The sequence below is a fragment of the Streptomyces sp. NPDC014623 genome (assembly GCF_043088245.1).
Taxonomy (GTDB): Bacteria; Actinomycetota; Actinomycetes; order Streptomycetales; family Streptomycetaceae; genus Streptomyces.
Genome location: NZ_JBIBZU010000008.1, coordinates 154911 through 174462, shown reverse-complemented (window position 1 = coordinate 174462; position 19552 = coordinate 154911). Strand labels below are relative to the sequence as shown.

The 19552-nt window shown below is 71.3% G+C and carries 16 protein-coding genes and 1 pseudogene; 6 read left to right on the top strand and 11 right to left on the bottom strand.

Features of this window, described 5'->3' with window-relative positions:
* Positions 1-3: 3 nt before the first annotated feature.
* Together ACF1FZ_RS15620 and ACF1FZ_RS15615 are read right to left on the bottom strand one after the other, a co-directional pair.
* Positions 4-1482, bottom strand: coding sequence for an exopolysaccharide biosynthesis polyprenyl glycosylphosphotransferase (locus tag ACF1FZ_RS15620; RefSeq protein ID WP_391773919.1), 1479 nt, complete (start codon positions 1480-1482; stop codon positions 4-6).
* Complete coding sequence (locus tag ACF1FZ_RS15615; protein ID WP_391773918.1) at positions 1479-2654, bottom strand: glycosyltransferase family 4 protein; 1176 nt, start codon at positions 2652-2654, stop codon at positions 1479-1481. Before ACF1FZ_RS15615 ends, ACF1FZ_RS15620 begins: the two co-directional genes overlap by 4 nt.
* A gap of 575 nt (positions 2655-3229) precedes the next feature.
* On the opposite strand from ACF1FZ_RS15615, the gene pgm reads away from it, so the two are divergent.
* On the top strand, positions 3230-4876 hold the full coding sequence (pgm, locus tag ACF1FZ_RS15610; RefSeq protein ID WP_391773917.1) for a phosphoglucomutase (alpha-D-glucose-1,6-bisphosphate-dependent): 1647 nt from the start codon (positions 3230-3232) through the stop codon (positions 4874-4876).
* A 130-nt stretch (positions 4877-5006) separates the two neighbouring features.
* Here the strand turns inward: pgm and meaB are convergent, their stop codons facing one another.
* From meaB to ACF1FZ_RS15585, 5 genes and pseudogenes are all read right to left on the bottom strand, one after another.
* The gene (gene meaB, locus ACF1FZ_RS15605; RefSeq protein ID WP_391774026.1) at positions 5007-6002 is read right to left on the bottom strand and encodes a methylmalonyl Co-A mutase-associated GTPase MeaB; all 996 of its coding nucleotides are present in this window, start codon (positions 6000-6002) and stop codon (positions 5007-5009) included.
* Between the two features lie 10 nt (positions 6003-6012).
* Positions 6013-8265, bottom strand: coding sequence for a methylmalonyl-CoA mutase (gene scpA, locus ACF1FZ_RS15600; protein ID WP_391773916.1), 2253 nt, complete (start codon positions 8263-8265; stop codon positions 6013-6015).
* Entirely contained in the window at positions 8265-10121 is a 1857-nt protein-coding gene (gene mutA / locus ACF1FZ_RS15595; RefSeq protein WP_391773915.1) for a methylmalonyl-CoA mutase small subunit, read from the bottom strand. Before mutA ends, scpA begins: the two co-directional genes overlap by 1 nt.
* Positions 10122-10285: 164 nt before the next feature.
* Complete coding sequence (locus ACF1FZ_RS15590) at positions 10286-12676, bottom strand: ATP-binding cassette domain-containing protein (RefSeq protein WP_391773914.1); 2391 nt, start codon at positions 12674-12676, stop codon at positions 10286-10288.
* Between the two features lie 113 nt (positions 12677-12789).
* A pseudogene (locus ACF1FZ_RS15585) lies at positions 12790-13198 on the bottom strand (VOC family protein).
* 357 nt (positions 13199-13555) lie between these two features.
* Here ACF1FZ_RS15585 and ACF1FZ_RS15580 point away from each other — a divergent pair.
* On the top strand, positions 13556-14050 hold the full coding sequence (locus tag ACF1FZ_RS15580) for a DUF6325 family protein (RefSeq protein WP_391773913.1): 495 nt from the start codon (positions 13556-13558) through the stop codon (positions 14048-14050).
* A 107-nt stretch (positions 14051-14157) separates the two neighbouring features.
* Positions 14158-14952 carry a tyrosine-protein phosphatase gene (locus tag ACF1FZ_RS15575; protein ID WP_391773912.1) on the top strand — a complete coding sequence of 265 codons (795 nt, stop codon included), beginning with the start codon at positions 14158-14160 and terminating at the stop codon, positions 14950-14952.
* A gap of 76 nt (positions 14953-15028) precedes the next feature.
* On the opposite strand, the gene ACF1FZ_RS15570 is transcribed toward ACF1FZ_RS15575, so the two are convergent.
* Complete coding sequence (locus ACF1FZ_RS15570) at positions 15029-15571, bottom strand: hypothetical protein (protein ID WP_391773911.1); 543 nt, start codon at positions 15569-15571, stop codon at positions 15029-15031.
* Positions 15568-16143 carry a hypothetical protein gene (locus tag ACF1FZ_RS15565; RefSeq protein WP_391773910.1) on the bottom strand — a complete coding sequence of 192 codons (576 nt, stop codon included), beginning with the start codon at positions 16141-16143 and terminating at the stop codon, positions 15568-15570. The genes ACF1FZ_RS15570 and ACF1FZ_RS15565 overlap by 4 nt, the downstream gene beginning before the upstream one ends.
* Positions 16144-16374: 231 nt before the next feature.
* On the opposite strand from ACF1FZ_RS15565, the gene ACF1FZ_RS15560 reads away from it, so the two are divergent.
* Together ACF1FZ_RS15560 and ACF1FZ_RS15555 are read left to right on the top strand one after the other, a co-directional pair.
* A complete protein-coding gene (locus ACF1FZ_RS15560) occupies positions 16375-16824 on the top strand; it encodes a DUF1992 domain-containing protein (RefSeq protein WP_391773909.1) in 450 nt (149 codons plus the stop codon).
* Positions 16821-17303, top strand: a complete 483-nt coding sequence (locus ACF1FZ_RS15555) for a GNAT family N-acetyltransferase (protein WP_391773908.1) — start codon at positions 16821-16823, stop codon at positions 17301-17303. The genes ACF1FZ_RS15560 and ACF1FZ_RS15555 overlap by 4 nt, the downstream gene beginning before the upstream one ends.
* Before the next feature lie 66 nt (positions 17304-17369).
* Here ACF1FZ_RS15555 and ACF1FZ_RS15550 read toward each other — a convergent pair whose 3' ends face one another.
* On the bottom strand, positions 17370-17756 hold the full coding sequence (locus tag ACF1FZ_RS15550; RefSeq protein ID WP_391773907.1) for a VOC family protein: 387 nt from the start codon (positions 17754-17756) through the stop codon (positions 17370-17372).
* A gap of 256 nt (positions 17757-18012) precedes the next feature.
* Here ACF1FZ_RS15550 and ACF1FZ_RS15545 point away from each other — a divergent pair, with 256 nt between their 5' ends.
* Entirely contained in the window at positions 18013-18594 is a 582-nt protein-coding gene (locus ACF1FZ_RS15545; protein ID WP_391773906.1) for a DUF6328 family protein, read from the top strand.
* Between the two features lie 30 nt (positions 18595-18624).
* On the opposite strand, the gene ACF1FZ_RS15540 is transcribed toward ACF1FZ_RS15545, so the two are convergent.
* Positions 18625-19452, bottom strand: coding sequence for a VOC family protein (locus ACF1FZ_RS15540; RefSeq protein ID WP_391773905.1), 828 nt, complete (start codon positions 19450-19452; stop codon positions 18625-18627).
* Between the last annotated feature and the right edge of the window lie 100 nt (positions 19453-19552).

Below are 19552 nucleotides of genomic sequence, written 5' to 3'. Positions count from 1 at the left end.
GGTTCAGCTGCCTCCGAGCCGGAACACCGAACCGGCTGTGCGCGCCAGCACGCACATGTCCTGCCACAGCGACCAGGTGTCGATGTACCGGTTGTCGAAACGGGCCCGGTCCTCGATCGAGGTGTCACCGCGCAGACCGTGCACCTGGGCCAGTCCCGTGATGCCGGCCGGCATCCGGTGCCGGTTCCGGTAAGCGGGATGCTTCCGGCTGAACTGCTGTACAAAGTAAGGGCGTTCGGGGCGTGGTCCGACCAGGCTCATGTCGCCGCGTACGACGTTCCACAGCTGCGGCAGCTCATCGAGCGACGTCCTGCGCAGCATCCTGCCGACGCGGCTCATACGCCGGTCCGCCGAAACGTTCCATCGGGTGGCTGACTCGTGGGCGTCGGCCGGGCGCAGCGTGCGGAACTTCAACAGGACGAACGGCCGTCCGTACCCGCCGATCCGTTCCTGACGGAAGATGACCCCCGGGCCGTCGCACACGCGCACGGCGAGGGCGCAGGAAGCCATCACCGGGGACACCACGACCAGGGCCACCGCGGCCAGGACGGCGTCCATGGCCCGCTTCACCCGGTGAGCCGCCGGACGGCGCGGTCCGGCGTGCAGGGGGTGGACCGCGAAGCCCCACACATGGTCCGGCCGGGGCGGGGTCCGGCACTGTGCGGCCGTTCCCTGATCGCTGATCAGCCATACCCGGCAGCCGTGCCGCGCGAACAGTGCGAAGAGCTCGGCCCCGTCCGGCGAGGCTTCGGGCAGGGCCGTGAAGACGGCGTGCCGTACGGAGTTCTGCACGACCGCCCGGCCGGCGTCCTGCACCGACGTGAGGACGGGCAGCGGTGTTCCGCCGGCCGGCTTGCCCGCATCCGCGCCGGAACCCAGCACCCGGCCGACCGGCCGCATCCCGTACCGCGTGTGTTCCTGCAGCACGGCGATGACCCGGTCGGCGGCCGGACCGTCACCGACCACCAGGGTGGACTGCGGATCGCGTCCGGCCGACCAGAGCCGGGTCCGGTGGACGACGGCACGCCCCCCGCAGCTCACCAGGACCTGGAGTCCGGCCGCGCAGCCGAGCTCGGCCCAGCCTGCGGCGAGGCGCGGGTCGTATGCGGACACCGCCTCGGCGGCGACGTACCACTGCACCACGGCCAGCCCGGCCAGAGCGGGCAGCTCCGCCAGGACCGACGGGGAGAACCCGGGCCTGTAGAGGCCCCGGTGGGCGTGCAGGAGCACCTGGGCGGCAGCCTGCAGGAGGACGGCGGCCGGTGGCCACGGGCCGGGGGCGGCCAGCACCACGACCAGCCCGAGCGAGAGCACGTCGGAGGCCACGAGTGCCGCCGGGGCCCGCCGCCGCGTGACGCCTCCGGTGGCCCGTGGGGCCGGAGGGCCCTCCCTGCCGCCGCGCGGTGGGCGGATCGCGGAGACCGCCCGCCGTACGGCAGTCGCCTGGACGGCTCTGGGGGGAGGCGCGCTGTCCGTCGTCATCGCTCGGTGGGCTTCCTCGTCGTGGGGCGGGACTGGCCGGCAAGTTCCTCGTAGAGGCGCAGGACCGCTCCGGCGGTCTTCTTCACGTCGAAGAGCGACCGGGCGCGGCTCAGTGCCGTACGGCCCAGCTCCGCCCGCAGCGCCGGGTCGTTCAGCAGTGTGGTCAGTGCCGCCGCGAGCGCCGCGGGGTCCTCCGGCGGTACGAGGCAGTGGAGGAGGTGCCGGGGCGGCAGGCTCTCCCTGGCCCCGTCGACGTCGGTCAGCAGGACGGGGGTGCCGCAGGCCATGGCCTCGAGGGGAGCCAGCGCCATCCCCTCCCACCGTGAAGGGAGAACGAGGAGGTCCGCCGCCTGGATCCAGGGCCGTACGTCCGGACAGGCCCCCGTGAAGAGCACGCCGGGTGGCGCGGTGCGCCGCAGTTCGTCCCTGTACGGCCCGTCCCCGACCAGGACCAGGCGCGCGCCGCCCACCGCTGCCGTCCGCCAGGCCCGCAGCAGCACGTCCTGGCCCTTCTGCCGGCTCAGGCGGCCGACGCACACGACGAGCGGCACGTCGGCGGGGATCCCGCCGGGCAGCGGGAGCGAGGCACGTGCGGAAGCGGCGGCGTCACCGCGGACAGGCCGGAAGCGGTCCAGGTCGATGCCGTTGTGGATCACCGACCAGCGTGCCGTGATTCCCACGTGCTGCCCGGCCAGACGCTCGGATTCGCTGACGCAGACGATGCGGTCGCTCCACCGCGCCCCGAATCGTTCCCACGCCGTGGCGAGTCCGGCCGACCTGCCCTCCAGAGCCTCGAACGACCAGGCGTGCGGCTGGAAGACCGTAGGAATCCGGCCGCGCACGGCCAGGCGCCCGGCCAGCCCGGCCTTGGCGCTGTGGGCGTGGACCACGTCGGGGGCGCACGTACGGATCAGACGGCCGGCCGTGAGGACCTCCCGGCCCAGCCCGGGGCCTGGGGCACGCTCCGCGGGCCAGGCGCACACCCGGGCCCCGGCGGTCGACGCACCGGCCGTCAGCGGCCCGTCGGGCGGGCAGGCCACGACGGTCCGCAGTCCTGCCCGGACCTGCGCCGCGACGAGGTCGGTCACGACCCGTGCGACTCCCCCCTCCACCGGCTGGACCAGGTGAAGGACTGTCAGTCGTTGTTCGTCGGTGCAACTCTTGTGCAGCACACACGGCTCTCTTTCACATGCCCCCGAAGAGCCGGTCCGGGTGAACACCGGCGGCAATAAATGTGGCGGCGGAAATCAAGTGGGTGAAACCGAAATGCACTGTGGCAGACCGCGTCAGGGAAAACACGCATGACTCGCGCATTCGTCCACTTGCATTGACTCCGGAAGGCTGGACGTCGCCGGTCCCCCGAATTCTGCGGCGTGTCAGACGGATATGACTGTTCCGGCTCGGGCAATGTCGTCATGAGGGCCGTGTCGTACAGCTTCGCGCGTGTCCTGTCGGCTCCGGACACGTCTGCCGGAAATGCTCGGCAATGCGTGCCGGGTCGAGCCCGCGAATCACATCTGCGGACCGCCCCGGGTGGCGTTCCCGGCCCCGCTGCCGGCCGTCACGCTTTCCACGCGGACCGGCCGGCCGCCGCGGAACGACCCCGTGACCCACCGTTCGCCCGGTGTACCGGCTGCCGTGCCGTGTACCGAGGAGGGCAGCCGAAGAGGCAGTATCGGATGCGGCTCGTGGTGATCGTCCGCTCCGTGGCGGTCCACGAGCGGCCGATGAGGACGAAGGAGAAGCGATGGTTCACGAACGGGCCGGTCAGCCGGCGCAGCCCGGAGATCTGGTGGACGTGGCACGGCTGGTGACGGCCTATTACACGGTGCGTCCCGACCCGGCCGAGGCCGGCCAGCGTGTGGCCTTCGGGACGTCCGGTCACCGCGGATCGGCGCTCGCGGCGGCGTTCAACGAGGATCACATCGCCGCCACCACCCAGGCCATCTGCGATTACCGGGAGCGACAGGGCACCGACGGGCCGCTTTTCCTCGGCGCCGACACCCATGCCCTGTCCGAACCGGCCCGGATCACGGCCGTGGAGGTGCTGGCCGCCAACGGCGCCACCGTCCTGATCGACAGCGACGACGGCTACACCCCCACCCCGGCGGTCTCGCACGCGATCCTGACGTACAACCGGGACCGTACGGGCGGTCTCGCCGACGGCATCGTCGTCACGCCCTCGCACAACCCGCCCGCCGACGGGGGGTTCAAGTACAACCCTCCGCACGGCGGACCGGCCGGCTCGGAGGCCACCTCCTGGATCCAGGACCGGGCCAACGCCCTGATCGAGGGAGGCATGAAGGAGGTCCGGCGGATCCCTTACCCCCGGGCACTCGCCGCCGGCACCACCGGACGGCACGACTTCCTGACCGGATACGTCGACGACCTCCCGGCCGTCCTCGACCTGGACGCCGTACGCGATGCAGGCGTCCGGATCGGTGCCGACCCCCTCGGCGGCGCCTCGGTCGCGTACTGGGGGCGGATCGCGGAACGCCACCGGCTCGACCTCACGGTGGTCAACCCGCTCGCCGACCCCACCTGGCGTTTCATGACGCTGGACTGGGACGGGAAGATCCGGATGGACTGCTCCTCGCCGTACGCCATGGCATCCCTGATCGAGCGGCGCGACGCGTACACCATCGCCACCGGCAACGACGCCGACGCCGACCGGCACGGCATCGTCACGCCCGACGGGGGCCTGATGAACCCCAACCACTACCTGGCCGTGGCGATCCGCTACCTCTGCTCCCACCGTGAGGGCTGGCCGGCCGGAGCCGGCATCGGCAAGACCCTGGTCTCCTCCTCCATGATCGACCGGGTCTCCGCGGATCTCGGACGGCAACTGGTGGAGGTGCCGGTCGGTTTCAAGTGGTTCGTCGACGGCCTGTTCGGCGGCACCCTGGGCTTCGGCGGCGAGGAGTCCGCCGGAGCCTCCTTCCTGCGCCGCGACGGCCGGGTGTGGACCACCGACAAGGACGGCATCCTGCTCGCCCTGCTCGCCTCGGAGATCACGGCCGTCACCGGATCCACCCCCTCCCAGCACTACGGCGAACTCACCGCCCGGTTCGGTGATCCGGCCTATGCGCGGGTCGACGCCCCGGCGACCCGCGAGCAGAAGGCGGTACTGGCCAGGCTGTCCCCGGAGCAGGTCACCGCGGACACACTGGCCGGTGAGCGGATCACCGCCGTGCTCACCGAGGCGCCCGGCAACGGCGCCGCGATCGGCGGGCTCAAGGTCTGCACCGACAGCGCGTGGTTCGCGGCCCGCCCGTCCGGCACGGAGGACGTCTACAAGGTGTACGCGGAAAGCTTCCAGGGAGCCGGACACCTGGCCGAAGTCCAGGACGAGGCCCGCGCCCTGGTCTCCGAAGTGCTGGGTGCCCAGGACTGAGCACCGGGGCGGGCGTGCCCGGACCCCGGGCACGCCCGCCCCGCCCTTCCGGGGCCCTCGGGCCGAGGACCCGGCCGGCGTCGGTGCCGCCCTCGCGTGGCGCGGACCGGTCCCGCAGGGCGCGATGGCCTCAGCCTTCGCCGCGGAACACCCGCAGGATCCGTTCGGCGGCCAGGGTGGCCGTCAACTCGCCCGCGCGGACACGCTGCTCGAGCTCCGGAGCGAGCGCACGCACCGCCGGGTGGCCGCGCAGGCTGTCCAGCAGCTCGTCCCGGACCATCGCCCAGGTCCAGTCCACCTGCTGCTCGCGGCGCTTGGCCGACAGCCGCCCGGTGGACTCCAGGAGCGTACGGTGCTGCTCCAGCCGCTCCCACAGCGCGTCCAGACCGGTCGACTCCCGGGCGCTGCACGTCAGCACCGGGGGAGTCCACGCCGCGTCCACCGGGTGCATCAGCCGCAGGGCGCCGGCCAGTTCACGTGCCGCGGAGCGGGCGTCGTGCTCGTGCGGGCCGTCGGCCTTGTTGACCGCGATGGCGTCGGCCAGCTCCAGGACACCCTTCTTGATGCCCTGCAGCTGGTCACCGGTACGGGCCAGGGTGAGCAGCAGGAAGGTGTCGACCATGCCGGCGACCGCCGTCTCCGACTGCCCGACCCCGACTGTCTCCACCAGCACCACGTCGTAGCCCGCCGCCTCCATCACCACGATGGACTCACGGGTCGCCCTGGCCACTCCGCCGAGGGTCCCCGCGGTGGGGGAGGGGCGTACGAACGCGTTCGCGTCCACCGCCAGCCGTTCCATCCGGGTCTTGTCACCCAGGATCGAACCGCCGGTGCGGCTGGAGGACGGGTCCACGGCCAGCACGGCCACCCGGTGCCCGAGCCGCGTCAGCAGGGTGCCGAGCGCGTCGATGAACGTGGACTTCCCCACGCCGGGCACCCCGCTGACACCGATGCGCCTGGACCGCCCGGCATGGGGCAGGAGCGCGCTCAGCAACTGCTGGGCCGAAGCCCGGTGATCAGGCCGGGCCGACTCCACGAGGGTGATCGCGCGGGCGACGAACGCCCGCTTCCCGTCGAGCACACCCTTGACGTAGGCGTCGATGTCGATACTCCTGTGCGCCGCCACGGTCAGCGGCTCACAGCTCGTGGCCGAGCGCGGAGGCGAGCCGCGTGACCAGGTCATGGGCGGCCTCGGGGATCACCGTGCCGGGCGGGAACACCGCTGTGGCGCCCGCCTCGTGGAGGGCTTCGACGTCCTGCGGCGGAATCACCCCGCCCACCACGATCATGATGTCCTCCCGCCCCTCGGCTGCGAGTTCCTCGCGCAGCGCGGGCACGAGCGTGAGATGGCCGGCGGCGAGCGACGAGACGCCGACGACGTGCACGTCCGCCTCCACGGCCTGACGGGCGACCTCGGCCGGGGTCTGGAACAGCGGGCCGACGTCGACGTCGAAGCCCAGGTCGGCGAAGGCCGTCGCGATCACCTTCTGACCGCGGTCGTGCCCGTCCTGACCCATCTTGGCGACGAGAATGCGCGGACGCCGGCCCTCCGCCTCCTCGAAGTCGTCCACCAGGGTGCGGGTGCGGTCCACGGACGGGGACTCTCCTGCCTCTTTGCGGTACACCCCGGAGATCGTACGGATCTGTCCCGCGTGCCTGCCGTACACCTTCTCCAGCGCGTCCGAGATCTCCCCGACCGTGGCCATCGCCCGCGCGGCGTCGACGGCCAGCGCCAGCAGGTTGCCCTCCAGCCCCGGCCCGGGGTCCCGCTCCGCCGCGGCCGTCAGGGCGCGCAGCGCGCCCTGACAGGCCGTCTCGTCGCGCTCCTCGCGCAGCCGGCGCAGCTTCTCGATCTGCTGGGCGCGCACCGAGGAGTTGTCGACCTTGAGCACGTCGATCTTCTCGTCGGTCTCCACGCGGTACTTGTTCACGCCGATGACCGGCTGGCGTCCGGCGTCGATCCGCGCCTGCGTACGGGCGGCCGCCTCCTCGATCCGGAGTTTCGGGATGCCCGCGTCGATGGCCCGGGCCATGCCGCCGGCCGCCTCGACCTCCTCGATGTGCTGCCACGCGCGCCGCGCCAGGTCGTGCGTCAGCTTCTCCACGTACGCGCTGCCGCCCCACGGATCGATCACGCGCGTGGTGCCCGACTCCTGCTGGAGGAGCAGCTGGGTGTTGCGTGCGATGCGCGCCGAGAAGTCCGTCGGAAGGGCGAGCGCCTCGTCGAGCGCATTGGTGTGCAGCGACTGGGTGTGGCCCTGGGTGGCGGCCATCGCCTCGACGCAGGTGCGCGTCACGTTGTTGAACACGTCCTGCGCGGTCAGCGACCAGCCGGACGTCTGTGAATGGGTGCGCAGCGAAAGCGACTTGGAGTTCTCCGGGCCGAACTCCTTGACCAGCTTCGCCCACAGCAGCCGGGCGGCACGCAACTTCGCGATCTCCATGAAGAAGTTCATGCCGATCGCCCAGAAGAAGGAGAGGCGCGGGGCGAACGCGTCCACGTCCAGGCCCGCCGCCTGCCCGGCCCGCAGGTACTCCACCCCGTCGGCCAGGGTGTACGCCAGCTCCAGATCGGCCGTCGCACCGGCCTCCTGGATGTGGTAGCCGGAGATCGAGATGGAGTTGTAGCGAGGCATCTTCTGCGAGGTGAACGCGAAGATGTCGGAGATGATCCGCATCGAGGGGCCGGGCGGATAGATGTAGGTGTTGCGGACCATGAACTCCTTGAGGATGTCGTTCTGGATGGTCCCGGCCAGCTTCTCGGGCGGCACCCCCTGCTCCTCGGCGGCCACGATGTACAGGGCGAGTACGGGGAGCACCGCTCCGTTCATCGTCATCGACACCGACATCCGGTCCAGCGGGATGCCCTCGAAGAGCTGGCGCATGTCGTAGATCGAGTCGATCGCCACACCCGCCATGCCCACGTCGCCCGTCACCCGGGGGTGATCGCTGTCGTAACCGCGGTGGGTCGGCAGGTCGAACGCGACCGAGAGACCCTTCTGCCCGGCCGCCAGATTGCGCCGGTAGAAGGCGTTGGACTCCTCGGCCGTGGAGAATCCCGCGTACTGGCGGATCGTCCAGGGCTGGTTGACGTACATCGTCGGGTACGGACCGCGCAGATACGGAGCGATGCCGGGGTAGGTCCCGAGGAAATCGAGCCCCTCGAGATCCCGTCCGGTGTACAGCGGCTTGACCTCGATACCCTCCGGCGTCTCCCAGAGCAGCTCCTCCTCGGAGCGGCCGGCCGACTCCTTCACAGCGGCCTGCCACCGGTCCTCGGAGACCCTGTCCGAGGACCCGCCGCTCAGTGCGACGTCGGAGAAGTCCGGCACGGAGGACCCGGGGGTCTCGGAGGCCCCGGAAGCCCCGGAGGTCTCGGGTGTCTGCATCACGCCACTCCCATGCGGTCGAGTTCGGAGGAGAGGACGGCGACCACGTCGCAGCCGGCGAACACATGGACATCGGCCCCGGCGTACTCGCCCGGCCGGCCGGCGAGGAAGACCCGCTCGGCGCCCGCGGCCCTGAGGGCCGACGCGACGGCGTCGGCCTGTTCGGCGTAGAGCGTCTGTGCCGAGCACAGGCAGGCGATCGTCGCCCCGCTCGCCGTGAAGGCCGCGCCGGCGGTCGACGCGTCCACGGAAGCCGGTTCCTGGACGGGCTCGATGCCGCCCGACAGGAAGAGGTTCGCTGCGAAGGAGGCTCGTGCCGTGTGCACCGAAGCGGGCCCCAGTGCGGCGATGAACACCTTCGGGCGGCTGCCCGTGGTCGCGAGGTGCGCGTCCGACCTGGCCCGCAGTACCTCGAACGCCTCGTCGCGCCGGACCTCGGGCAGCCCGCCGCCCGAGGGGGCGGCGGGCATGGGCTCGCGTTCCACCGGCCGTTCGTCGAGGACCGGGAATTCGCTGACCCCGGTCACCGGCTCCTTGCGCCGGGCCAGGTCCTTGCTCCGGGCCGCCCAGGTGGCCGCCAGCCGCTCCTGGACCATGCCGGAGCGAAGGGCGGCGGCCTGACCGCCGGCCCGCTCGACCTCCTGGAAGAACGCCCAGGCGGCGCTCGCGAGTTCATCGGTCAGCCGCTCGACGTACCAGGAACCACCCGCCGGGTCCGTCACCCGGGCCAGATGTGACTCCTCCATCAGGATCGTCGAGGTGTTGCGGGCGATCCGCCGCGCGAACGCGTCCGGCAGCCCCAGGGCGTGATCGAAGGGGAGCACGGTCACCGACTCGGCTCCGCCGACGCCCGCGCCCAGACAGGCCAGCGTCGTCCGCAGCATGTTCACCCATGGATCACGGCGTGTCATCATCACCGACGAGGTCACGGCGTGCTGCCGCTGCCCCCCGGCGTCCGGGGCTCCGCAGACCTCGGCGACACGGGCCCACAGCCGCCGGGCCGCGCGCAGCTTCGCGATCGTCAGGAACTGGTCGGCCGTCGCCGCGTAGCGGAAATCCAGCTGTGCGCACGCCTCTTCGACGGAGAGCCCCGAGGCTGTCAGCGCCCGGAGGTACGCGACGCCGGTGGCCAGCGAGAGCCCCAGCTCCTCGACGGTGGAACCGCCCGCCTCGTGGTACGGCAAGGCATCCACGGTCAGAGCGCGCAGTCCGGGGTATTCGCGGGAGCACAGCCGGGCCCAGTGGGCGGCGGCGCTCAGCTCCGGCTCGGCGCCCGTACGCGCGGCCTGCCCGAGCGGGTCCACCCCGAGGCTCCCGCGTACGGCCCCCTTCGCGATCCCCCGGGCCTCGTAGAGACCGAGCAACTCCCGGACGGCGGGCCCGGGATCGGTGCCCGCGTCGAGCGCGAGGGGCGCCAGGTCGAGATGGACGCCCTCCAGCGCACGGGCGAGGCCGGAGACCGGGACCCCGCCGGGCTCGCCCACGGCCAGCCAGAGCGACGTGACGCCGTTCTCCAGGTCGTTGAGGACCGCCTCGTTCAGGCGCACGGGATCGGCCAGTGCGTGGCGCTGGCGCACGTCCCAGCCGTCCGTGGTGTTCCCCGCGGCCCTGCTGCCCCGGGTGAAGGGCGCGAAACCGGGCAGACCGGGGTCCGTCGACGTGTCGACGGAGGTGTACAGAGGGCGGACTGTGAGCCCGTCCCCGAGCGTGGTGGACAGCGCTTCCTCGGCGGCCGGGCCCGCGACTTCCTTGCCTGACCTGCGCAGGACACCTTCGACAAGGCTCTGCCACTGGTCGTGGGAAGGGTCGGGGAACTCGGCGGCCAGAGGAAGCCCGTCAGCAGGCAGGACCGTCATGCTCAGATGCTAGGTCAGCGCTCGGGTGAGCAGCAGGGCCGCAGGCTGTGACCTTGCACTCTCCGAAATGTGCCGGATGCTCTGGGTGGAGCGGCCTTGTCCCGGGAGCAGGACCGGGGGTGCAGCCCGGCGCCGGGACGGAGGCCGGCGCCGGGCTGCACCGGTCAGGCCCCGGTGTAGGCCGCGAGATGCTCGCCCGTGAGGGTGGAGCGGCCGGCGACGAGGTCGGCCGGTGTGCCCTCGAAGACGATCCGGCCCCCGTCGTGGCCGGCGCCCGGTCCGAGGTCGATGATCCAGTCGGCGTGCGCCATGACCGCCTGGTGGTGCTCGACGACGACGACCGACTTGCCGGAGTCGACGAGCCGGTCGAGCAGGCCGAGCAACTGCTGGACATCGGCGAGGTGGAGGCCGGCGGTCGGCTCGTCGAGGACGTAGACGCCGCCCTTCTCGGCCATGTGGGTGGCCAGCTTGAGCCGCTGCCGCTCACCACCGGACAGCGTGGTGAGCGGCTGCCCGAGGCTGAGGTATCCGAGCCCCACGTCGACGAGCCGGCCCAGGATGCGGTGCGCCGCCGGCGTGCTTGCCTCACCCGGGCCGAAGAACTCCTCGGCCCGGGTCACCGACATACCGAGCACCTCGCTGATGTCACGGCCGCCCAGGCGGTATCCGAGGACCGATGAGTCGAACCGCTTCCCCTCGCAGTCCTCGCAGGTCGTCGTGACGCCGGCCATCATCCCCAGGTCGGTGTAGATGACGCCCGCACCGTTGCACGTGGGACAGGCACCCTCGGAATTCGCGCTGAACAACGCGGGCTTCACGCCGTTGGCCTTGGCGAACGCCTTGCGGATCGGGTCGAGCAGCCCGGTGTACGTGGCCGGGTTGCTGCGGCGCGAGCCCTTGATCGGACTCTGGTCGACCGAGATCACGTTCTCACCGGCGGGAATCGATCCGTGCACGAGCGAACTCTTACCGGAACCGGCGACGCCGGTGACGACGGTCAGCACCCCGAGCGGGATGTCGACGTCGACATCCCGCAGGTTGTGCGCCGACGCCCCACGGATCTCCAGTGCGCCGGTGGGTTCGCGGACCGAGTCCTTGAGGGTGGCCCGATCGTCGAAATGGCGGCCGGTGACGGTGCCGCTTGCCCGCAGCCCTTCGACGCTTCCCTCGAAGCAGACGGTGCCGCCCGCGTTACCCGCGCCGGGGCCGAGGTCGACGACGTGGTCGGCGATCGCGATCGTCTCCGGCTTGTGCTCCACGACGAGCACCGTGTTGCCCTTGTCCCGGAGCCGCAGCAGCAGGCCGTTCATCCGCTGGATGTCGTGGGGGTGCAGGCCGATGGTGGGCTCGTCGAAGACGTAGGTGACGTCGGTGAGCGAGGAACCGAGGTGGCGGATCATCTTCACGCGTTGCGCCTCGCCACCCGAGAGCGTGCCGGCCGGCCGGTCGAGCGAGAGGTAGCCGAGGCCGATCTCCGTGAACGAATCGAGGGTCTGCCGCAGCGCGGCGAGCAGCGGAGCCACCGACGGCTCCTCCAGGCCACGCACCCATTCGGCCAGGCTGCGTATCTCCATCGCGCAGGCGTCGGCGATGCTGATCCGCTTGATCTTCGAGGACCGGGCGCCCTCGCTGAGCCGGGAGCCGTCGCACCCGGGGCAGGTGGTGAAGGTGACCGCACGCTCCACGAACGCCCGGATGTGCGGCTGCATCGCCTCCTTGTCCTTGGAGAGGAACGACTTCTGGATCTTGGGGATCAGCCCCTCGTAGGTGAGGTTGACGCCGTTGACCCTGACCTTGACCGGTTCCCCGTAAAGGAAGGCATGCAGCTCCTTCTTGGTGTACTCGCGGATCGGCTTGTCCGGGTCGACGAAGCCCGACTGGGCGTAGACCTGCACGGTCCACTGGCTGTCCGACTTCCAGCCGGGGATGGTGAACGCCCCCTCGGCGAGTGACTTGGAGTCGTCGTAGAGCTGGGTGAGGTCGATGTCGGAGACCGATCCACGGCCCTCGCAGCGCGTACACATTCCGCCGGTGCGGCTGAAGGTCGCCTTCACGGTCCGGGTCTTGGCGGCACCGCGTTCGACGGTGATCCCGCCGCTGGCCTGGACCGAGGCGGTGTTGAAGGAGTACGCGCCGGGCGGGCCGATGTGCGGCTCGCCGAGTCTGCTGAAGAGGATGCGCAGCATCGCGTTGGCGTCGGTGACGGTGCCGACCGTGGAGCGGGGGTCGGCGCCCATCCGCTGCTGATCGACGGTGATCGCCGTCGTGAGACCTTCGAGTACGTCGACCTCGGGCCGTGCGAGCGTCGGCATGAAGCCCTGGACGAAGGCGCTGTAGGTCTCGTTGATCATCCGTTGCGATTCGGCGGCGATCGTGCTGAACACCAGTGAGCTCTTGCCCGAGCCGGAGACGCCGGTGAAGACTGTCAGCCGGCGCTTCGGGATCTCGACGCCGACGTCCTTGAGATTGTTCACGCGCGCACCGTGCACGCGGATCACATCGTGGCTGTCGGAAACATGCGGCGCGGATGACCGCGTGTCCGTCCTCGTGGCCATGCTCGTCTTTTCTCCATCTGTTGCACGGGCCGCCTGGGCGACCCGCGGCCGGCGTCGCCGGGTTCCACGGCAACGGTCGTTGTCTATCAGGCCGCAGGTGCCGCCATGGGGAATCACCTTCGGGGCCGGCCGGGACGAAGCACGTGGCCGGAGGGGGCGCGGAAGGTGGGGTCGCGGACGCCGTACGGTTCCTGGACCGCCCCGCCCCCGTCGCGCAGACGCGTTCGAAGGCCGTGCCGTAGCCATCGGTGGTGCAGTCGTCAGTGGTGAAGGCGGTACCGCGCAGCAGGCCCTCCGTCGGCAGTTCCGCCATGATCACCCTGCCGGAGACCGCGCGAGCGGCGGCTCGAGGACTGGCTCCGCACCAGGCTGCGACGGTGCCCTGACGGCCACTCAGCGCACGCCCTCCGGCCTGGCACGGTTGCGTACCTCCAGGCCGAGAGCGTCACGGTGGAGAGTGAGCGCCTTGTCGTGACCGTGGCCGTCGACGGCGATGAAGCACTGGGAGAGCTCGATGTCCATGCGGATCACGCTACGGGCGGCGGGAACCCTTCGCTTCTCGATTCCTGACCGGCCGTGTGCGGATCGTGGCGACGCGGGCAGGGACGGTGGTGCCCGCCTCGTGGGAGCGGGCCCGGTACGAGCCCGGACCCTCGCCGGCCGATCCGTCGGAACGCGAGCTGGAGGGCCCCGGTGATGTGCCTTCATGGGAAGGCGGGCGTCGGCCTCGGCACGTCGAGCGGCTGCGCGCAGTTCCGGACCGTCCGACGGTCAAAGATATGCGGCATATTTTCCTTCTGTCATATATTTTTGCAGGGCGTGACGGATTGCCCGGAGTTACGCTGCTGTCGACCCAGAACCCCAGGGGAAGGAGGCGCCGTGACCGTGGGACCCGTGGAGTACCTCGTCGTCACCTTTCCCGGCGGCCGGTTCGCCGACGCGATCGCTCCGGTACTGGCCGAGGCCGTCGCGTCCGAGGCGGTACGCATCCTCGATCTGGCCTTCGCCCGCAGAGCCGCGGGCGGCGCCCTCGAGCGTGTCGAGCTGCGGGAGGCGGACCCCCAGGGGCTGGTGCCGTTCGAGCCACCGGACGTCCCGCCCGCCGGGCTGCCGCAGATCACGGGTCTTGAGGCGCTCGGACGCCTGCCGGAGGAGAGCTGTGCCGCGCTGATCGTGTGGGAAGACCTCTGGTCGGTACCTCTCACCCGGGCGGCCCAGGAGGCGGGAGGCCGGCTCCTGGCGCACGAGCGGGTCCCGGCGGACGGCGGGGACGATGTCATCACGCTGCTCGAGAGACTCGCGGACCTGCGGCAGCGGGGCGTTCTCACCGATGCGGAATTCGTGGAGCAGAAGACAAGGATCCTCGCCGGCTGATTCCCCGCCGCCCCGCGCTCCCGTACCCCACGTTCCCTTTGTCGATATGCGCACGCCGTGCGACGTTGATTCCGACCTGCAGTCTGTCGGGAAAGAGGCAGTTCATCGTGCAGACCGCCCGGGCCGTCCCCGCCTCAACCGTTGTCAACCTGCGCGATCTGGGCGGTGTCGCCCTGGGGCGCCACCGCCGCCTGCGGCAGGGCATCCTCCTGCGTTCGGGCCAGCTGAGCGCGTTCCAGGAACGTGACGTGGCGGTGGCCGCACTCGGTATCCGTACCGTGGTCGATCTGCGTACCGCCGACGAGCGCCGATGGGCGCCCGACCGGCTTCCGGCAGGCGCAAGACTCTTCGTCGCCGATGTGCTCGGCGACAGCCCCGGCTTGGCGCCGGGCCGGCTCAAGGCGTTGCTGGGTGACCCGGACGGAGCAGCCGTTCTGCTCGGAGGCGGGAGGGCCGAGGAGTTCTTCGCGCAGACCTACCGGAGGATGGTCCTCTCGCCGGGCGCTGCGGCCGCCTACCGCGCCTTCCTGGACACCGTCGCGGACCCGCGGACGAGACCGCTGCTCTTCCACTGCGCGACCGGCAAGGGCCGGACGGGCTGGGCCACCGCTCTTCTGCTGATGATGGCGGGGGCGTCCCGGGATGTCGTACGCGCGGAGTTCCTCGCGGTGAACCGAGCGGTGCGTGCCGCGTCCGGGCCCGCGGTACGGCGCTTTCTCGACGAGGGCGGGGACCCGGACATCGCGTCGGCGGTCATCGAGGTCCGGCCCCGCTACCTCGAGGCGGCCCTGGACGCGATGGACGAGCGCTGGGGCGGACTCGACGGTTATCTGAGCAAGGCGCTGCGCCTGCCCCCGGCAGCGGCCGAGCGGCTGCGTGACGATCTGGCCGTCCCTGCCTGACGTACGGCAGACGTGCGCCGGCCCGGTGCCGCGTCGGAGGACGTGGCACCGGGCCGGCGTACGGCGGCTGCGCCGCTCAGATCTTCAACAGCTGTTCGCTGATGTCACGGTAGCGCTGGAGCGCTATGCGCAGTTCCTCGGTCTGGGCTTCGGTGTCCTGCTCCTGCCAGCTCGCGCGCAGGAGGCGCCCGTGTTCCGCGAGGGCCTCGGTCAGACCCGAGACCACCTGTTCGAACGTGCTGTCCGCCTCCTCGACCGCCCGGCGGGGGCTCTCGACGAAGTCGGTGACCGCCTGCTGCATGCGAAGCGACAGCTTCTCCCGGTGCGCCGGGGAGATCAGGGTGCGGTCGGCGCCGGAGACCTCGTGACGGCCGGTCCGCTCGGCCGGCGGCGTGGCAGGAGCCGTTCGGGGGGCGGTCGGAACGCTGAGGTCACCGGGGCCTTTGCTCTTCGGCCCGAGCCCCTTGCCGTCTTCGGAGACCGGCCCGGCTGCGGCACCCGGGGTGCTGCCCGGTGCGGCTCCGGGAGTTGCTCCAGCCGGGCTGCCCGGCGGGGTTCCGGTGGGGCGGTGCTCCGTCCCGAAGGCGGCTTCCGTCATGCGCTCGGTGTGGTCGGTCATGCTGCTGCACTGCCCTTCGTCTCGTGCCGGTCCGTCCTGGCCGGCTCATGCGGTGCGTCCGAGAGGAGTACGTCGAAGAGCGCCCGGGACTCGACCAGGGCCTTCCGCATCTCTTCGGTACCGCCCTGACCCCTCACGGCTGTGTGCACCCTGCGGTAGCCGTCCACCTGCTCGGCGTGGTGGACGGAGAGAGCGTCCGTCTGCTCCTGGAAGCTGCTGCCGTCCGGGAAGCCCCGGTCATGCGCGAGCCGTGCCAGGAGCGCGTCGGCCGCGACGACCGCTTCCCTGGGGGAGTCGATGAACTGTTCCTGCACCTCGGCCCAGCGGCGTGCGTACGCCTCGCGGGCCTCCGGCCGCAGGGGTCGTTCCGACAGGGAACCGTGCAGCCTCACACGCTCGGAGAGCTCTTGCTCGGCCGCTCGGGTGTCGCCGTCGTGACGGGCGACCGTCCGGTCGTACTCGGGTCCGAAGCGACGTTGCAGCCCCCGCCCCCCGGTGTTACGGCCACGGACGAGGAAGAAGGCGAGCGCTGCCACGAGGACGATGGCAACGATGATCACCACGGTCGTCATGTCCGACGCTCCCGTCGGTCGGCGGTCGGTGCGTCGTGCTGTTCCACTCTCGTCATCCCCTTCCGGTTCGGGCCCGGCCCGGATGTACGGGCCGGGCGGTGCGCATCAGCCGTGTACCCGCTGCGCTCCGTTCAAGCCCGGGAATGTCCCTCGGTATCGTGTGAGGCGTCGACCCGGACGTGCCCGGCCGAACACGGTGCCGTCCGGCGCGAGTGGTGAGAGGGACACGCGATGGCCGAGCGCAGACCCGCGGGGGTCAGCTTCGAGACATGGGTGGACCGGCAGATCCGTGAGGCCGAGGAGCGGGGCGCCTTCACAGGCCTGCCGGGTGCCGGAAAGCCTGTTCCCGGTCTCGACAGGCCCTACGACGCGACGTGGTGGGTCAAGGCGAAGACGGAGCGTGAGCGGCTGTCGGCCCTCCCGCCTGCGCCGGCACTGCGGAAGGCGGCCGAGGACATCCGGCGGGAGGCGTCCCGGGCGCGGTCGGAGGCGGAGGTCCGGCGCATGCCGGCCGAGGCCGACGAGAGCATCCGCGAGGCACTGGCCGGGCCGCCGGAGGGGCCTTTGCTGAACCTCCGGCCGTTCGACATCGACGCGATCGTGGAGGAGGGGTGTGCCGAGCGGCGCGGGTGCTGGGAAACGTGCGCCCTGCGCGCCGAGTGCGTAATACTCACCTCATGAGAGCGCGCATTACGGGTCGGCACGGCGGGGTCCGCATCAGGAGAGCCCTCGCGCGGGACGCCAAACGGCTCACCCGCCTGGTCACCTCGTCACGTGCGTACGAGGGGCCCTACGCCCCCATGGTCGCGGGATACAAGGTGGGACCGGATTACGTCGAAGCGCACGTCGTCCACGTGGCGGTGGACGACGACGGGCGGATTCTCGGTTTCTACGCGTTGGTCCTGTCCCCACCGGAGCTCGACCTGATGTTCGTCGCCGACGACGTCCAGGGGCGGGGGGTCGGGCGGTTCCTCATCGGCCACCTGCGTGAGGAGGCGTACCGTGCCGGTCTGGCCGCCGTACGTGTGGTCGCACACCCTCCCGCCGAGGGCTTCTACCGCAGTGTGGGTGCCGAACGCACCGGCACCGTGGCGGCCCGCCCGCCCGCGGTGATGTGGGACCGGCCCGATCTGGTGCTCACGACCGGCGGCGGCCCCTGAGCCGGCCGGCCCGGCCCGGTCACCGATCGCGGCCGGGCCGGCCTTGTGCCCCTCGGGCGGGTGCTGCTACGCCCAGCCGCCGTACGGGCGGGTGATGAGTTCCATCCCGTGGCCGCTGGGGTCGGGGAAGTACACCCCGCGTCCGCCGTCGTTGTGGTTGATCTCGCCGGGGTGCTTCCGGTGAGGGTCGGCGTAGTACGTGATCCCCTGCGCCTCGATGCGCCCGAAGGCGGCGTCGAACTCGGCCTCCGAGATGAGGAACGCGTAGTGCTGGACGGTGATCGATGCGGCGGGAACGGTCGCGAAGTCCAGCGTGACGCCGTTCGCGAGGACCACCGGGATGAAGGGGCCCCATTCGGTTCCGACGGTGAGATCCAGGGTGTGCGCCAGGAACTCTGCCGACTCGCGGTTGTCCCGGCTGTGAACGATGGTGTGATTCAACTCGACTGACACGGTGGAATGCCTCCAGCGGGCATCTCACGGGCTACCTCCACGCCTCACCCGGCCGGTGACCGGCGCGCGATGCCGTACGACGATCTTAAGGGCGCTGCCACGGTCCGTCGAGGTCCCCCTCATCCGGTGCCGATCCGCGGCCCGCCGTTCTCCGCCGGGTGGTGGGCCTCCCGGCCGCTGCCACCATGGAGGATCTGGGATTCACCACGGCTTCGCGGGGCACCAGTACCACCTCTACGACGTGGGGGAGGCATCCATGGGACAGATACCGGCGGACAGCGACGGGGACGGCAGAGAGGAAGCGGGGAGGAACCCGCACAGCGGACGGCGGGAGACCGAGGCGGAACGGGCGGACCGGCAGTGGGGTGAGCTGCTCCAGGAACTGCGGGTGGCGCAGACCGGCGTCCAGATCCTGTTCGGTTTCCTGCTCGCAGTGGTCTTCCAGCCCCGCTTCAGCGATCTCTCCACCGTCGACCGGAACATCTACGTCACCACCGTCATGCTGGGGTCGGCGACGGCTGCCGCGCTGATAGGACCCGTGTCGTACCACCGGCTGCTCACCGGCCGCCGGATGAAGCCGCAGACGGTCATCTGGGCCTCACGTCTGATGAAGCTGGGGCTCGGCCTGCTCTTCGGCACGATGTGCTGCACGCTGCTGCTCATCCTGCGGGTGGCGCTGCACAACGTGGTGGCTCTCTGGCTGGTGGGCGGCATGGCCCTGTGGTTCCTGGCCTGCTGGCTCGTGTTCCCGCTCTGGGCCATCGCACGGGACAACGGCCGGCAGCCGGACGAAGAGGAGGAGACCCCGGAGCCCGAGGAGTCCGGCCCGCGTCCCTGACCCGTCGGCCCTCGTCCCCGCGCTGGCTCCTCAGTCCTCGTCCTCGCACGCCGGACCGCGTACGTCCGTCACGGTGAAGAACCCGCCGTCCGGGTCCCGCAGCGTGGCTTCGCTGCCGTGCTGCACCGCGCGGTGCTCCATGAGGGTTCCTCCGTTCCGCTCGGCGGCGAGGACCGTCGTCTCCACGTCGGCCACGGGGAACTGCACCTGCCAGTGAGGGCGCACCTGAGGATCCGGAGCGGCCTCCACGGCACCGGAGCTGATCCGCGCCAGCGGGCGTCCGCCGCAGCGTACGAGCACCTCTTCCTTCACGTACGCCACCTCGCAGCCGCCGGGTTCCCCGCTCGCCCAGCCGAGGACCTCGCCGTAGAAGATCGCGGCGTCGAAGGCGTCCCTGGTGCGGAGCCGGAGCCAGGCGTGCGCGCGGTTCCCGGCCGGGGCGAGGCCGGCCGCACGGCCCGTCCACTCCCACACGCCGAAGGACGCGCCGTCCCGGTCGGCCGCCAGGACGGCGCGTCCCTGCCCGACCGTCAGCGGACCCACGGCGACGGTTCCACTGCGTTCGCGGATGCGGGCCGAGACGACGTCGGCGTTCCGGACGGAGAAGTAGGGCATCCACGCCACGCTCACCTGGTAGGCCGCCGCGACCGCGCCGATGCCGGCCACCGGCACACCGCCGGAGCGCGCCATCAGGAAGTCCCTGCCCAACGGTCCGGGGCGGAAGGTCCATCCGAGAACGGCGCTGTAGAAGCGCTGGGCGTCCTTCAGGTCATGGGTCACCAGGTGGACCCAGCACGGAGCGCTCGCGCCGCTCAGCACCGCCGGTTCCGGCACGGTCCGCGGATCGCCAGGAGTCATGGTCCCACTGCCTTATCGGTTCTGCGGCATGACTTCTTCGGTGCCGCGCGGCCAGGACCAGCCTCATCCGCCCCGGCGACTCCCGCAACACGCGGCCGCC

What these genes read in the sequence shown, in the direction of transcription:
- mutA (WP_391773915.1), bottom strand. Translation starts at nt 10,121, where the DNA reads ATGACGGTCCTGCCTGCTGACGGGCTTCCTCTGGCCGCCGAGTTCCCC.
- ACF1FZ_RS15620 (WP_391773919.1), bottom strand. Translation starts at nt 1,482, where the DNA reads ATGACGACGGACAGCGCGCCTCCCCCCAGAGCCGTCCAGGCGACTGCC.
- ACF1FZ_RS15565 (WP_391773910.1), bottom strand. Translation starts at nt 16,143, where the DNA reads ATGACGACCGTGGTGATCATCGTTGCCATCGTCCTCGTGGCAGCGCTC.
- pgm (WP_391773917.1), top strand. Translation starts at nt 3,230, where the DNA reads ATGGTTCACGAACGGGCCGGTCAGCCGGCGCAGCCCGGAGATCTGGTG.
- scpA (WP_391773916.1), bottom strand. Translation starts at nt 8,265, where the DNA reads ATGCAGACACCCGAGACCTCCGGGGCTTCCGGGGCCTCCGAGACCCCC.
- ACF1FZ_RS15590 (WP_391773914.1), bottom strand. Translation starts at nt 12,676, where the DNA reads ATGGCCACGAGGACGGACACGCGGTCATCCGCGCCGCATGTTTCCGAC.
- ACF1FZ_RS15540 (WP_391773905.1), bottom strand. Translation starts at nt 19,452, where the DNA reads ATGACTCCTGGCGATCCGCGGACCGTGCCGGAACCGGCGGTGCTGAGC.
- ACF1FZ_RS15560 (WP_391773909.1), top strand. Translation starts at nt 16,375, where the DNA reads ATGGCCGAGCGCAGACCCGCGGGGGTCAGCTTCGAGACATGGGTGGAC.
- ACF1FZ_RS15555 (WP_391773908.1), top strand. Translation starts at nt 16,821, where the DNA reads ATGAGAGCGCGCATTACGGGTCGGCACGGCGGGGTCCGCATCAGGAGA.
- ACF1FZ_RS15570 (WP_391773911.1), bottom strand. Translation starts at nt 15,571, where the DNA reads ATGACCGACCACACCGAGCGCATGACGGAAGCCGCCTTCGGGACGGAG.
- ACF1FZ_RS15545 (WP_391773906.1), top strand. Translation starts at nt 18,013, where the DNA reads ATGGGACAGATACCGGCGGACAGCGACGGGGACGGCAGAGAGGAAGCG.